The 14,806-nt window shown below is 64.8% G+C and carries 13 protein-coding genes; all 13 read right to left on the bottom strand.

Going from position 1 to position 14,806, the window contains the following annotated elements; genetic code table 11:
• Window positions 1-57: 57 nt before the first annotated feature.
• Complete coding sequence (locus tag NKH73_RS27555) at window positions 58-1,701, bottom strand: WD40 repeat domain-containing protein (protein ID WP_352937635.1); 1,644 nt, start codon at window positions 1,699-1,701, stop codon at window positions 58-60.
• A gap of 123 nt (window positions 1,702-1,824) precedes the next feature.
• Entirely contained in the window at window positions 1,825-2,595 is a 771-nt protein-coding gene (locus NKH73_RS27550; protein WP_352937634.1) for an exodeoxyribonuclease III, read from the bottom strand.
• A gap of 9 nt (window positions 2,596-2,604) precedes the next feature.
• Window positions 2,605-3,249, bottom strand: a complete 645-nt coding sequence (locus tag NKH73_RS27545) for an alpha/beta hydrolase family protein (RefSeq protein WP_352937632.1) — start codon at window positions 3,247-3,249, stop codon at window positions 2,605-2,607.
• 214 nt (window positions 3,250-3,463) lie between these two features.
• The gene (locus NKH73_RS27540; protein ID WP_352937631.1) at window positions 3,464-4,558 is read right to left on the bottom strand and encodes a tetratricopeptide repeat protein; all 1,095 of its coding nucleotides are present in this window, start codon (window positions 4,556-4,558) and stop codon (window positions 3,464-3,466) included.
• Entirely contained in the window at window positions 4,555-5,466 is a 912-nt protein-coding gene (ku, locus tag NKH73_RS27535; RefSeq protein ID WP_352937630.1) for a non-homologous end joining protein Ku, read from the bottom strand. The genes NKH73_RS27540 and ku overlap by 4 nt, the downstream gene beginning before the upstream one ends.
• A 93-nt stretch (window positions 5,467-5,559) precedes the next feature.
• Window positions 5,560-8,040 carry a DNA ligase D gene (gene ligD, locus NKH73_RS27530; protein WP_352937629.1) on the bottom strand — a complete coding sequence of 827 codons (2,481 nt, stop codon included), beginning with the start codon at window positions 8,038-8,040 and terminating at the stop codon, window positions 5,560-5,562.
• Window positions 8,041-8,149: 109 nt separating this feature from the next.
• Complete coding sequence (locus NKH73_RS27525) at window positions 8,150-8,374, bottom strand: hypothetical protein (RefSeq protein WP_352937627.1); 225 nt, start codon at window positions 8,372-8,374, stop codon at window positions 8,150-8,152.
• Window positions 8,375-8,513: 139 nt separating this feature from the next.
• Complete coding sequence (locus NKH73_RS27520) at window positions 8,514-9,614, bottom strand: histone deacetylase-like amidohydrolase (protein WP_352937626.1); 1,101 nt, start codon at window positions 9,612-9,614, stop codon at window positions 8,514-8,516.
• A 6-nt stretch (window positions 9,615-9,620) separates the two neighbouring features.
• Window positions 9,621-11,204 (bottom strand): GMC family oxidoreductase, encoded by a 1,584-nt coding sequence (locus NKH73_RS27515; RefSeq protein ID WP_352937624.1) that lies wholly within the window; start codon window positions 11,202-11,204, stop codon window positions 9,621-9,623.
• 10 nt (window positions 11,205-11,214) lie between these two features.
• A complete protein-coding gene (locus NKH73_RS27510; protein ID WP_352937622.1) occupies window positions 11,215-12,297 on the bottom strand; it encodes a branched-chain amino acid ABC transporter permease in 1,083 nt (360 codons plus the stop codon).
• A 7-nt stretch (window positions 12,298-12,304) separates the two neighbouring features.
• Window positions 12,305-13,192 (bottom strand): branched-chain amino acid ABC transporter permease, encoded by an 888-nt coding sequence (locus NKH73_RS27505; protein WP_352937620.1) that lies wholly within the window; start codon window positions 13,190-13,192, stop codon window positions 12,305-12,307.
• 4 nt (window positions 13,193-13,196) lie between these two features.
• Entirely contained in the window at window positions 13,197-13,925 is a 729-nt protein-coding gene (locus tag NKH73_RS27500) for an ABC transporter ATP-binding protein (RefSeq protein ID WP_352937618.1), read from the bottom strand.
• A complete protein-coding gene (locus NKH73_RS27495) occupies window positions 13,922-14,740 on the bottom strand; it encodes an ABC transporter ATP-binding protein (protein WP_352937616.1) in 819 nt (272 codons plus the stop codon). Before NKH73_RS27495 ends, NKH73_RS27500 begins: the two co-directional genes overlap by 4 nt.
• Window positions 14,741-14,806 lie beyond the last annotated feature (66 nt).

Here is a 14,806-nt window from a genome sequence, read left to right as displayed (position 1 = left end):
CTGCCGGGCATCTCCCCCACAAGGGGGGAGATCGGCTGTCGCGGCCGCCTTCGCACATCACTCCGGCGCGCCGGCGAAGAGCACTACGCCCTCACCGCCGCCCGCCGGCCAGTCCCGGATGGTGCGGTCGTAGCCGCCGGTCAGGACCGTGCCGTCGGCGGCGAACGCCACCGCGTAGATCGGACCGGATCGGCTGTCGAACAGGGCGGTCTCGCTGCCGGTTTCCATGTCCCACAACCGTGCCGTGCCGTCGAGCGAGCCGGAGAGCAGCCGCTTGCCGTCGGCCGACAGCGCCAGCACATAGACCGTGCCCGAATGGCCTTCGAGGCGCCGGACTTCCCGGCCGCTGTCAAGATCCCAGAGCTTGATCGTATAGTCGCCGCTGCCGGTGATCAGATGGCGCCCGTCGGCCATGAACACGATCCCATAGGGGCCGCGCTCATGCCCGTGCCAGCTGCGCATCTGCTTGCCGGTCCCGATGTCCCATAGTTTTAGCGTGCCCTCGATACTGCCGCTGATCGCGCGTGTGCCGTCCGGCGAAACGGCGACCCCGCTGATCGACCAGTCGTGCCCCGGCATCACATGCAGCACCGACCCTTTCTCGATGTCCCAGACGATGACCCTGCCGGTGTCGTGCCCACTCACGGCACGTTTACCGTCGGGGCTGATCGCAAGCTTGTTGACGCCACCGTTCTGGCCTGAGGAAAACACATGCAGCACAGCGCCATCGGAGAGCTGGCGCAGCACGATCTCGCCATCGTCGCCGGCCGTCAGCGCCCGCGCCCCATCGGGCAGGAAAAGCGCTGTCCGGGCCATGTCCTTGTGGACGCCGAGAGTGCGGAGCAGGCGCTTGCCGTCGATATCCCAAAGCTTGATCGTGCGGTCGGTGCTGGCGCTCAGGATCGAGTGCCCGTCGGGCGCCACCGCCAGCCAGACGACGGGCTCGCGGTGACCATCGGGCTGCGTCGGCTGCGGCGGTGGAGCCTGGGGCAGCGGCGCAACGGTCTGCGGCGGCAGAGCCGGGGCTGGAGCAGTCTCCGGAGACGAAACGGACGGGGCAAGCGCGACCTCGGGTGGCGAGGCAGGAGCCGGAGGCTGAACCTGTTCAGCCCCCGCGCCGGGGTCCGCGCCCGCGTCGCCGGTTTGATCGCCATTGCCGCTCTGTGGCGGAGGTTCGGCCGTCACCTCGGTCGGCGACGCAGGTGCCGCCTCAGCAGGCGCTTTCTCTGGCGGCGCAACCGCTGCCTCAGGCCCACTCGCTGCCTCAGGCGGACCGCTGGCGACGTCTTCGCTTTTTGGCGCGCTCGGCGCGGGTGGCTCGGCGGTCAGGCTTTTGCCGGCGTCCTGTGGCTGCCGCGACCAGGGGCCGATCTGGTCGGCCATCAGAGCGAGCACGGCAAGGAACGGAACGACGGCGAAGAGCTGCCGCAGGCGTGGTCGTCCGGCGGGTTGCGTTTCGGCGCCTCTGCCGAACAGAGGCGTCTTCGGATCGAGCGTCGATCGGCCCGGCAACAGGCCGGCCCAGAACAGCAGGGCTGCAAGGGCTGAGACAACGCCCGCCGCTCCGAAAAAAGCCAGGCGCATGAAGGCGAAAGCGTCGCCGGCGCCCTCGCCGCTCAGCGCGAAATACACACGTATGGAGCAGAGCAAGCCGATCGCCAGCAGCAGCACGGCGAGCAGCCTGTCGACAAACCTGTTCATCGGGCTCCCCCCTCGGGCCGCTTTCGCTTCACCCGGCAATGATGCCGGCCATTGCCGGGCTTGTCGATGCCCGTCTGATAGAAGCCAATCTCCCCACTCGTGGGGAGATTGGCTCTCCATCCTTCACCGCAATTCCACCCATACCGGCGCGTGGTCGCTGGCGCCGGTCTCGCCGCGCACGTCGCGGTCGATGTCGGCACCGGCCAGCCGGCGCGCCAGCTTCTTCGACAGCAATATGTGGTCCAGCCGCAAGCCGGCATCGCGCTGCCAGCGGTTGCGGCGATAATCCCAGAATGTGTAGAGCGTGTCCTTCGGGTGCTTCTTGCGCAGTGCGTCGGTCCAGCCCTGGTCGAGCAGCGCTGCGAAGGCGGCCCGGCTTTCCGGCTGCACCAGCGCGTTATCGTCATAGGAGCGGGTCGGGTATATGTCGCGCGGTTCGGGCACGATGTTGTAGTCGCCGGCCAGCACCACCGGCAGGCCGGTGTCGAACAATTCCGCCGCATGCGCGTTCAGGCGCTCGTGCCAGGCCAGCTTATAGGTGAATTTCGGACCGGGCTGCGGGTTGCCGTTCGGCGCATAGAGGCAGGCGACGACGATGCCGTTGACCGCCGCCTCGATGTAGCGGGCCTGCTGGTCTTCCTCGTCGCCGGGCAGCGCCTCGCGGGTCAGAACGGGTTCTGAACCACGCGCCAGTATGGCGACGCCGTTCCAGGTCGGCTGCCCCACCCACACCGCGCCATAGCCGGCATCCGCGAGCGCGGTGCGCGGAAACTGCGTATCCTTGGCCTTGAGCTCCTGCAGGCAGACGATGTCCGGCTCGGCGACAACCAGCCAGGCCAGCAGGTTTTGCAGCCGGCTGTTGATGTTGTTGATGTTGAAGGTGGCGATTTTCATCGGCCTGCTTCAGCGCATGATGCGCTCAGTCCACGCCTTCACTGCATCAGTCATCGTCTTCAGATGATCGGCGGTGGAGAAGCCGGAGATGCTCTTGCGCGGCTTGAGGTCGTGGTCGCCGTCCTCCAGCCAGAGGATTTCGATGCGGTCGGAAAGGTCGTAGGTCGCGACCTCGTCCCTGGTCCCGAACTCGTCGCGCGTGCCCTGGACCATCAACGTTGGCGTCTTCAGTGCGGCCAGATGCTTCGTGCGCAGCTGCGTCGGCTTGGCCGGCGGATGGAAGGGATAGCCGAGGCAGAGCAGCCCTGAAATCTCGCCCTTCGAAAACATCTCGTCGGCGACCATCGAGGCGACGCGTCCGCCCATCGACTTGCCGCCGATGATGAGCGGCCCCTTCACGCCCTTCGCCCTCAGGTCGGCGATCGCCTTGATGTATTCGGGGTTCACCGTCTCGGCCCGCGGCGGCGGCTTGCGGTGGCCGTAGCGGCGGGCGGCCATGTAGTGGAATTCGAAGCGCACGATCCGGAAGCCGGCCTCGGCCAACGCTTTTGCCGTGGCGGTCATCGAGGCCGAATCCATCGGCGCCCCAGCACCATGGGCGAGCAGGATGGTGACGGGGGCAGTGTCGGGGCCGTCGAAGAGGAAGGTGGTCATGAGGTGCCCCACTTATGGAGGCTGCGTTCCGTCCCACCCCCCTCTGGCCTGCCGGCCATCTCCCCCGCAAGGGGGGAGATCGGCAGCTCGGACGCGCCGTTCACTCTTGCAACGTTTGAGAATGGCGAAAGCGGCTGAGCGCTTGATCTCCCCCCTTGCGGGGGAGATGGCCGGCAGGCCAGAGGGGGGTGTTCAAGCGCGACCAAACGAAGCCTCACCCCGCAGATTTCTGCGCCAGTTGCAAATCGACGAACTGTACCCCCTTGGCCGCCATGCGCGCCCATTCGGAGTTGGAGTCGAGCTCGAGATACCGCACCCAGTTCCGCCGCGCCTCCGCAAGGTTGCCGGCGTCGAACTCCAGTCGGGCGAGGTTGAACACCGCATCGGCATAATTGGCATCGAACGCGAGCGCCTTTTGCAGATGCCGTCGCGCAGAGGCGTCGCGGCCCTGCTCGGTCATCAGCCCGGCCAGATTGAACCAGGCCTCGACGAAGCCGGGGTCGAGCTTGATGGCGCGGGCATAATCATGCGCCGCCTCGGCTGCATGGCCTGAGGCGCGCAGGCAGTTGGCGCGGTTGAAGGCCGCGATGGCGTCGGTCGGATCGATGGCTAGGCAGCGTTGGTAGAGCGCCGCCGCCTGCTCGTGATGTTCAGCCTCCTCCGCCGCTTCAGCGTCGGCGAACAATTCTTCCAGCGTGTCGTCTTCCGGCGACCCCAGATCGAACAGCAGCTGGCCGTCCAGTTCACTCTGGCCGCCTTCGAGATAGATCGCATCCGCGCGCCCATACTGCGAGCCGACATTGAGCGACTTGGCGGTGAGCGAGGCGACCGGGCCGGAGCGGTGCACCGAGCGCGCGATCGCCCCCCACGAAGCGCCGCCGGCCACCAGCCCGGCATATTTGCGGGCCAGGATCAAATCGCGGAAGGAATAGGGCTCGCAATCATGCTCGAAGGCATCGAACAGGCTGAGAAGGTCGAGGTCGGATGCGGCCAACCGTGATTGATCGAGAAGCGACTGCCGCGACAGGGCCGAGGCCTCCGGCGCCTTCATCAGACCGAGCAGGCGCAAAAAGCCGTTCTCGCTGATCAGCTTACGGCCGGTCGCGCGCTCGGCCGCGACGCGGCGCTCGATCTCGGCATCCCCCGCCTTGGCTAGAAGCGTGCGACCAAACACGACATGGCTGGTGCGCCTGGTGACGCCACGCCGCAACTGGCCCTGCTGGCGCGCGACCTCACGCGCGGCCAGCCGCAGCGGAAACGCCGCCAGCGCGCCGACGACGCCGAAGATGCCGCCGGCGGGGACCGTCACGCCTTGCTCTTGCCGACGGCCTTCAGCAGATTGGCCTTCAACGGGTTTTCCTTGGCAGCGCCGCCTGCTGCCGCCTTCTTGGCAGCCGGTTTCGCAGCCTCATCGCCCTTGCTCTTCGACTTGGCCGGCGGCTTGGCAGATTGCGACAGGCTGGCCTTCAGCGCATCCATCAGGTTTATGACATTGCCGCGCTCGGGCGCCGCCGCGATGATCGGCTTGTGGCCCTTCAGCTTCTCGCGGATCATCCCCATCAGCGCGATCTCGTAGCGGTCCTCGTAATTCTTCGGATCGAAGGTGGTTTCCTTCTGCTTGATCAGCGCTTCGGCGAGTTGCAGCATTTCCGGATCGGGTTTGCCGGCCGGGATGTTGCCGAAATATTCAGCCGTGCCGCGCACTTCGTTCGGGTTCCTCAAGGTGCAGACGAACATTCCGTTCTCGCGCGCGCCGATCGTCACCACGCGCTCGCGGCTGGACAGCACCAGCCTCGCGATCGCCAGCTTGCCGGATTTGCGCATGGCTTCGCGCAGCACGGCGAAGGTCTCCTCGGCCATCGCGCCATCGGGCGCCAGGTAATAGGGCGCGTCCTGATAGATGACGTCGACCTCGCCCTCGTCGACAAAGGCCTCGATGTTCATCGTGTGGTTGGATTCGATGCGCACCGCGTCGAGGTCGGTATCATCGATGATGATGTACTGCTTGTCCTCGTATTCGTAGCCCTTGACCAGATCCGAGCGCTCGACCAGCCCGAGTTCGGGATCGACCGGCTTCATGTTGATGCGATTATGCGTCTTCTTGTGCAGCTGGTTGAAGCTGATGCGTTCGCTGGCGCTGGTGGCCGGATAGAGCCGGACCGGACAGCTGACGAGGCTGAGCTTGAGGTAACCTTTCCAACTTGCCCTGGGCGCCATGAATTCTCTCCTACGCGGCCGTGCACTGTCGAACTGTTGCAGCGCTGTTCGTCCAAAGGACGAATGACAACGCCGAAATCCTACATCGAGCCCTCACAATACCGGCAAATCCCTAGCGAAATCTTCCATGTCCGCCCAGGGATCGCCCGAAGTCGCCAGAAGGCCCGGCAGCGAAGAATAATTCAAATCCTGCGGAGCGTCGATGGATTCCAGATCGGACCAGCTCACCGGCGTCGAGGCCGGCAGATTGGTGCGGGCGCGCAGCGAATAGGGTGCGGCGGAGGTGTGGCCCCGCGCATTGCGGTGATAGTCGATGAAGATGCGCCGCTTGCGGTTGTCCTTGCCCATGGTGGTGGTGAAGGTATCCGGTGCTGTGGCAGCCAGATGCGTGGAAATGGCGCTGCTCGCCTGATGCAGCTTCTTCCAGTTCTGCTTTTGCGTCACCGGCACAGTGATGTGGATGCCGCTGCCGCCGGAGGTCTTGGCGAACGGCATCAGCCCGAGACCCTCCAGCTCACCCTTGATATGCACCGCGGCCTCCACCACCTCGCGCCACGCAATCCCCTCGCCCGGGTCGAGGTCGAAGACGACCAGGTCGGGCTTGTCCAGTTTTGTGCGATGGGTGCCCCAGGTGTGGAACTCGACCACGCCGAACTGCGCCAGCGCCAGATAGCCCTTGGCGCCCTCGACCGATAGATACGACTTGGTCTCGCCCTCGGAGTTGGTCGCCTCGAAGGTGACGACCGAAGGCGGCATGCCGGTGAAGGCGTGGCGCTGGAAGAAACAATCCTGCGGCTTGCCGGTCGGGCAGCGCACCAGAGACACCGGCCGGCCGAGAATGTGCGGCAGCATGAAGTCGCCGACCAGCGCGTAATAGACCGCGATATCGAGCTTGGTCGGCCCCGTCTTGCCGAACAGCCGCCGCGTCGGATTGGTCACCCAGATCGTGGCGAGGTCGGCCTCCGCGATCAGCCGCTTGCGCTTGGCCGATACCGGCGTCGACAGGCCGACATCCCTGAGGCCGCGGAAGACGCCGTGCCGCAGCGCATTGTCCGCGGTGCGGTTGGCATAGTGGATGCGGGCCGACAGCAGCGGCCGCACCCAGTTCATCTCGCGCATGATCTCGCGCGGAACCCCTTCGGGCGCCGACGCGCCGGCGCGCAGCGGCTCCAGCCGGGCCAGCAATTCGCCTGCTGTCGCGGCATCGAAGCCGGTGCCGACCTTACCGCGATAATGCAACTCGCCGTCCTCGAATTCAGCCATGCCGAGCGCCGCCAATCCCTCGGCCGCGTCGGAGGTGGTGTAGCCGGCAATGACGAAGTCGGCGGACTTGAGCGCCTTGGTCTTGGTCCAGGTCTTGGTGCGGCCGCTCTGGTAGGTTGCCGTGGCGCGCTTGGAGACGACGCCTTCCAGTCCCATCTCGGAGGCCTGGTCATAAAGTGCCTGGCCGTCGCCTTCGACATGGTCTGAGAACTGGATGGCGGAGTTGGAGCCCAAACCGGACAGCAGTTGCGACAGCAGCGACTTGCGCCGGCCGAGCGGCGCTTTTCTTAAGTCCCATCCGTCGAGATACAACAGATCGAAGGCGTAGAAATGGAGCTTGTTGCCGGCACCTTCGGCCAGCGCGTCCTGCAAAAGGGCGAAGCGGCTGATGCCCTTGGCATCGAGCACGACGACCTCGCCGTCGATAACCGCCTCGCGGCACGGCAGCCTGGCGAAGGCGTGCGGAAGGTCGCCATAGCGTTTCGTCCAGTCGAGACCGGCGCGGGTGATCAGCCGCGCCTGCTTGTCGGCCAGATGCGCCATGGTGCGGTAGCCGTCGAACTTGATCTCGTGCAGCCAGGTTTCGCGCGTTTTTTCCGCGGGGCCTTCGCCCCCCGGCGGCTTCGGAACCTGCGTCGCCAGCTGTGGCTCGATCCGGGAAGGCGGCGGCGCCTTGACGGCGCCCGGCAAAGCGCCGGGCTTCAGCACGACAGGTTTCACAGGCCTCCCGGCAGGCTTCGGCGGTTCGACCAGTTCCTCGATGCGGCGGCCGGATTTCACGCTTTCTGGCCGGGCTTCCAATATGTCGAGCTTGGCGTCGGCGGCGAGATCGCGCTCCTTGAACAGCAGCCAGTTCTTTTTGCCCTCATCCCCGCCGGGCTTTGGTTTCAGCCTGGTCAGCATCCAGCCGCCATTCAGCTTGTCGCCGGCCAGACGGAACTTGAACGAACCGGTGCGCAAGCTCTTTTCGACATCGTCCATCGGCGCCCAGATGCCGGTGTCCCAGACGATCATCGGCCCGCCGCCATATTCGCCCTCAGGAATGACGCCTTCGAAGTCGATATATTCGAGCGGATGGTCCTCGGTCTCGACCGCCAACCTTTTGTCAGCGGGATTGAGCGACGGGCCGCGAGGCACCGCCCAGCTCTTCAGCACATCCCCGACTTGCAAACGTAAATCATAGTGGTCGGCGGTAGCGTGATGCTTGTGGACAACGAAGCGGTTGCCTTCTGCGGCAACCAGTCCGCCAGCGGGCTCCGGTGTCTTGCTGAATTCGCGCTTGGCGCGATAGGCCTTGAGCTTCGACGTCATGTCCGCATCCCAAACGGGATGCGTCGGCCCTGTAGAAACAAGGGCTTGACCCACATCACATGAATCATTTTGTCAGCATGCGGCGGACCGATGTCGTGCCTCACACAGCTCAATCGTCAGTGGCCGGCGTCAATTCGAGCTCGGCCGGCGACAGACCCTGCTGAAGCTGGCTCAGCCGGAATTCGTCGACCCAGTAGGCCTCACCGTCAACGAGGACACGCGCCTTGTAGGCGCCGGCGGAAAAGCTCTGTGCGGTGATGTAGACCTTGTGGCGGTCGAGTGCCCTACGCACCGCGGCCCGCTTGGATTTCTGGCTGGTGACGGAACTGGCCATGACTCGCTCATACACACGCTGCCGCAGAAGAAGGCGGCTGGCGTAAGGATGGCCGAGACCGGCTGTCGTGTCAATTTGGGATGATCAGGCTATCTCGAGCGCACACCTTGAGCGCACTCGGCACCACCACTCACATCCACTATCTGATACCGCCCACCAGTTCCTCCGCCTTGGCGATGATGGCTGCCTGGTGCGGCTGCAGGGGCTGGCCGGCGTAGCCTTCGAAGACCGGCAGGAACGGGTCGTCGATGTCAGTCCTGATGCCGGACAATTGCTCCATCACCGCCAGGCCGCAATAGGGCACGTAGGAAGCCGAATAGCCGCCTTCATGTGACATCATCAGCCGCCCGCCGCAGAGATCGTCCGCCGCCTGCATCAGCAGCCGCGTCATCTCGCGGTAGCTGCCGCTGTGCAGCATCATCCGCCCCAGCGGATCGGCCGCTGAGGCATCGAAGCCCGATGGCACGACGATTAAGTCAGGCTTGTAGCGAGTGAGCGCCGGCAGCACGATGCGTTCGAAGACGGAGATATAGGCGCCGTGGCCGCATCCGGCCGGTAGCGCCACGTTGATGTTGTAGCCCTCGCCTCTGCCCTCGCCGCGTTCCTCGTGGAAGCCGCTATCGGGCGGATAGAGCCCCTCCTGGTGGATCGAGATCGTCAGCACGGACGGATCCGCATAGAAGGCCGACTGGGTGCCGTTGCCGTGATGGACGTCCCAATCGACGGTGGCGACCCGCTCGAAGCCATGTTTGGCCCGGTTCTTGAGGATGGCGACCGGGACATTGCCGAACAGGCAAAAGCCCAGGCCTTGCGCGCGTTCGGCATGATGACCGGGCGGCCGCACCAGCGCGTAGCCATTGTCGACATCGCCGCTCAGCACCGCATCCATCACTGCCGCCGTGCCGCCGGCCGCCAGGCAGGCGATCTCGTAACTGCCATGACCGAAAGGCGTGAGATAGCTCGCATCACCGCCGCGTTCGTCGCTGAGCGTCTTGATTCGGCGGATGTAGTCGCGATCGTGAAACAGGGCCAGATCGTCCTCGCTCACCGCGACCGAGGCGACCTTCCACAGTTTTTCGGTGAGGCCCGAGACCTCCATCAGGTTGCGGAACCGGCGTTTGGTCGCGGCATTTTCCGCATGCTCCCCCGGCTCTATGGTCAGGCTCGGCTGAAAGAACAGCGCCGCATTGCCGGTCTCGTGCCAGAGATAGAGTTCGTGGAAGTTCCAACCCGTCGCCATTGTTTCCTATCCTCCCAGGATCATCGATGCGGCGCGTTCGGCGATCATGATCGTCGGCGCGTTGGTGTTGCCCGAGACCATTTTTGGAAAGACCGATGCGTCGGCGATGCAAAGCCCGTCCAGCCCGTGCACCTTCATCGACGCTGGGTCGACGACGGCCATTTTATCGGTGCCCATCCGGCAGGTGCTGGTCGGATGATAGAGCGTCGTGCAGTGGCCGCGAATGTACTCGGCGATCTCGGCATCGCTTTCGCATTCGGCGCTCGGCGTGATTTCGCCGACCAGCATTTCTTTGAGCGGCGACTGCGCCGCGATCCGGCGGCTGATGCGGATGCCTTCGACCAGCGTGGCGATATCCGAGCCGTCCTCGTCGCTGACGAAGTAACGCGGGTCGATCGCCGGATATTCGACCGGATTGGCCGAGCGCAGGCGGATCTCGCCGCGGCTGTCCGGCCGCTGCAGCGTGGTGTGTAGCGTGATGCCGGGCTTCGACGACAGGAAGCGCACATAGTCGCGATGCGGGCTGATGGCGCCGTAAAGCTGCAGGTCCGGTTCGACATCCGGTCGGCTTCTGACGAAGCCGCCGGCCGCCACCCAAGGCGAGGAGCGCGGCCCGCTGCGCGAGGTCTGCCACTCCGCAAAATCGCGCTGCAGCGTCTCGTCGGTCCAGGCGCCGACGCCGATCTTGTCCTTGGTGTAGAAGGTGATCGGAATGTTGATATGGTCCTGCAAATCCTTGCCGACGCCCGGCAGATCGTGGACTGGATCGACGCCGATCTCTCTAAGTTCGTCGGCAGGGCCGATGCCGGAAAGCAGCATCAGTTGGCAGCTGCCGATCGACCCTGACGACAGCACCACCTCGCTGTCGGCAAAGGCAGTCTCCGGCACGCCGTTGACCAGATAGCGTATACCTTTGACCCGGCCCTTCTCGACGATCAGGCCCGTCGCCAGCACCCCGGTTTTCACGGTGAGGTTTGGGCGTTGCCGCGCCGGGCGCAGATAGGCCTTGCCGGTGCCCCAGCGTTCGCCGTTCTTGATGGTGAACTGGAAGAGGCCAACGCCTTCCTGCTCGACGCCGTTGAAATCGCGATTGTGCTTGTAGCCGGCGGCCTTGCAGGCCTCGATCCAGGCAAGCTCGTTGGGATCGACATGTCCGACGTTGCCGATATGCAGCGGCCCGTTGGCGCCATGCAGCGGATCGTTGCCAAGCTCGGCATTGCTTTCGCTGGCCTTGAACACCGGCAGCACGTCTTCCCAGGCCCAGCCGGGGCAGCCCATGGCGGCCCAGCCATCATAGTCGGACGGCAGGCCGCGAATATAGATCATCGCGTTCAGCGCGCCGGAACCGCCGATCATCTTGCCGCGCGGCCAGAATACCCGCCTGCCGCGGCAGCCGGCCTGCGGCTCGGTGTAGTAACCCCAGTCGACGGCGGTGTTGAACATGGTCGGCCAGTCCGACGGCACATCCGAGGCGAGCGGCGCCTCGCGCCCAGCCTCCAGCAAAAGCACCTTGCGGGCAGGATCGGCGCTGAGCCGGTTTGCCAGCACGCAGCCGGCCGAGCCGGCACCCACTATGATCGTGTCGAACATCGTCGGTCTCTCATTTTCCGGCCGCAGCCGGGCTTTGCACAATGTTGCTCACCACTGGCTTGCTGCCCGTTGGGCCGCTGCGCTTGCGCGTCAGCCAGCGGACAAGATCGCCAAAGCGGCCCACCAGCCCCTTCGGCATCAGCACCACCGACAGCGCGATGATCAGACCGAGGCCGAGCGTGCGGAATTCGCCGCTCTCGCGCATTAGCTCGTCGGCCAGGACCAGCACCACCGTGCCCACCAACGGCCCCCAGAACGTGCCGACGCCGCCGACCACGACGATGGCGATGATGAACATCAGCTGCGACATCGACAGCACGCCGGGGCCGATCGCCTGGAAATGCGCGGCATAGAAACCGCCGGCCAGCCCGGTGAAGAAGGCGGAAATCCCGAAGACCAGAAGCTGCGCTTGGAAGCGGTTGACGCCACGCGCCACCGCGTAGCCGGGGTTATCCTTCAGCGCCCGGAAGGCCAGACCGATCGGGCTTTTGACGATCGCGTAGGTGAAGACCATGGTGATGCCGAACAGTACCGCAATGATCGCATAGTTGCCGACCAACCACTGCGCTCTCAGCAAGGCCCTGGTGCCGAGATCGCCGAAGCGCGCAAAACCGACGGCGCCACCGGTGAACTGGCGGCAGACCGAGCCGACCATGACGAAGCATTCGGTGTCGGTGACGATCAGCAGATACATCGTCTGGGCAATCGCCAGCGTCAGCAGCGCGACATAGACGCCGGTCAGCCGCAGGCAGGCCAGGCCGACGACGAGCGAGAACAGCACCGCGCCGAGCGCGCCGGGCACAAGCGCTGCCCACACGTTCCAGCCGAAATAGAAGCAGAACATCGCCGTCGCGTAGCCGCCGAAGGCGAAAATCGCCATTTGCGCCAGCGAGAAGATGCCGGAGAAGCCGAACAAAAGGTTCCACTGCGATGCGATCGTTGCATAAAACAGCGCCAGCACGATCTGGCCGAGAATGTAGCGGCTGTCGATCATGAAGGGCAGCGCAACCGCCGCAGCGATCAGAACCAGGCTGATGGCAAGATCGGTCCTGGCTGAGCGGGACATGCGCAACATGGATCTGGTGTCTGCCATGGTGCCCTCACATGCGCCGGATTTCGGCGCGGCCGAAGAGGCCTGACGGTCGCCAGATCAGCACGGCAATGACCACGAACAACAGCGACGGAAAGCCCCAGCGAGCACCCAGGGCGTACTGGACGAAGGATTCGAGCAGCGCCAGGCCAAGCGCGGCGGCGACCGCGCCCGGCAGATTGCCGAGACCGGCGACGACGCACATGATGAAGGCTTTCAGCATCGGATCGTTGCCGAGCGGCGGCGACAATTGCGTCATCGACGAGACCATGACGCCGCAGATACCGGCGAGCGCGCCGGACAGCATCAGCACCTGCAGATAGACGCGGTTGACGGCAACGCCCATCAGCTGGGCCGCATCGCGGTTTTGTGCCGTCGCCCGGATCGCGCGACCCATCCGCGTGCGGCCGAGCGCCAGCGAAACCACCACCATCATGACGACGACGACTGCTATGATCAAAAGGTTTTGCCATGGCAGCGTCAGCGGCCCGAGGCGGAAGGCGCCGGCGATCGAGACCGGCTGTTTGAGCGGCTGTCCGCCATAGGTCAGCAGGATGGCATTCTCCAGCGCAATGCCGATGCCGACCGTGGCGATCATGACGTTGGCTTCGAATGTCGACTTGTCGTTCTTCAACAGATTGCGAACGATCGCAAAATAAAGGATCGCACCGGCCGCGGCGCCCACGAGAATGGCGCCGGCAAAACCGATCGCGATCGGCAGGCCGAGCGAGGTGATCACCGTGTAGGCGACGTAGCCGCCAAGCGTCAGCATTGCTGCATGGGCCATGTTGAGCATGCCCATCGAGCCCCAGACCAGCGACAGCCCAACCGTCGCCAGGGCATAGAGCGCTCCAGAGGTGAAGCCGGCGACGAGAATGGCCATGAGAACGTCGGTCATCGCGTCAGCCTCCCAGATAGGTTGCGAGGAGCTCGTCGCGCGCCATCAGTTCGGCGGGTTTGCCCGACCAGACGATTGCGCCGTCGTCGAGCAGATGCAGGCGGTCGGCGAGGTCCTCGACCCGTGCCGGGTTCTCCTCGACGAGGAGGATCGTCCGGCCGGCTTTGCTCAGTTCTGCAATCACGCCGTAGACCTGATCGATGATCAGCGGCGCCAGGCCGAGCGACGGCTCGTCGATCAGCAGGATGCGTCCGCCCATCATGAGGCCACGGCCGATGCCGGCCATGCGCCGTTCGCCGCCGGACAGGCTCGAGGCGACTTGGTCGCGGCGGTCGGCGAGCTTCGGCAACAGCGTGTAGACCTCGTCCAGCCGGCGCTTGATCTCGGCCTTGTCGGACGCCAGATAGGCGCCCATCAAAAGGTTTTCGAGCACGCTCATCTGCGCAAACAGCATGTCGCCCTGCGGCACGTGGGCGACGCCCAGCATCGCCGTTTCGTGTGGCTTTCCGGACAGGCGCTGGCCGTCGATGCTGATCTGCCCGCCGCGTAGCGGCACGAGGCCTGAGATCGTCTTGAGAAGCGTCGATTTGCCATGTCCGTTCGGGCCAACGACGGTGACGAACTCGCCGGCATGGACAGTCAGCGAAATGCCCTTGAGGACCTCGAGGCCGTCATAGCCGGAGACGATGGCGTCGAGCTGCAGGACGGGCGGTTTGGCGGCTGCGCTCGTCATTGCGCCCCCTCGACCGGATGCGTTGCGGCCTGGTCGTCGAAGAATTTCTTCAGCCGCTTCTGGGTGCCTTGTCCCAGATAGGTTTCGACGACGGTCTGGTCCTCGGCCACCTTGTCCGGCCTGCCCTCGAAAATGACCTTGCCATGGTGCATGATGATGACGCGGCTGGACAGCGCCAGGAGAAAGCGCATGACATGCTCGATCAGCACGATGGTCAGTCCCTGGTCGCGCAATTTCAGCACCATCGCCATGATCTGGTCGATCTCGGCGACGTTGAGCCCGCCAACCGGCTCGTCCAGGAACAGCATCTTCGGCTTGGTGGCGATGGCACCGGCAATCATCAGGAGCTTGCGGTCGAGCACCGGCAGCCGCGCCACGGTCTCTTCAGCCTTGGCCGCAAGTCCGACGAAGTCCAGAGCCTCCATCGTCGCTTGCTGGACATCCCCGCCCAGGCGGAAACCGGCAAGCCTTCGCCGCTGGCGGCCGAAATAGGCAGCGATCTCTATATTTTCGCGCACGGTCAAGCTGTCGAAGGCGGCATTGAGCTGAAAGGTCCGGGCCATGCCGAGCTGGCAGATGCGATCCGCCCCAAGGGTCGAAATCTCGGTATCGCCGAAATGCACCCGGCCGCTGCTGGCCGGCGTAATGCCGGTCACCACATCGAAGAAGGTCGTCTTGCCGGCGCCGTTCGGCCCACCAATGCCGACGATCTCGCCCGGATTGACCACCATCGACACGCCGTCGACGGCGGCCAGCGAGCCGAACCGTTTGACGACGCTGTCACAAACCAGCATCGGGCCTGCGGCCTCAGTCATCCTTCGCCTCTGGCATCACGTCTTGACCTCGTGGAAACCAGCCGGGCACCTGACCCGGCTGGTTTG

Origin of the sequence: Mesorhizobium sp. M0938, assembly GCF_040319125.1 — a bacterium.
GTDB lineage: Bacteria > Pseudomonadota > Alphaproteobacteria > Rhizobiales > Rhizobiaceae > Mesorhizobium > Mesorhizobium robiniae.
The sequence above is the reverse complement of the archived record's forward strand: the minus strand, read 5'-3'. Positions and strand labels throughout refer to the sequence as shown.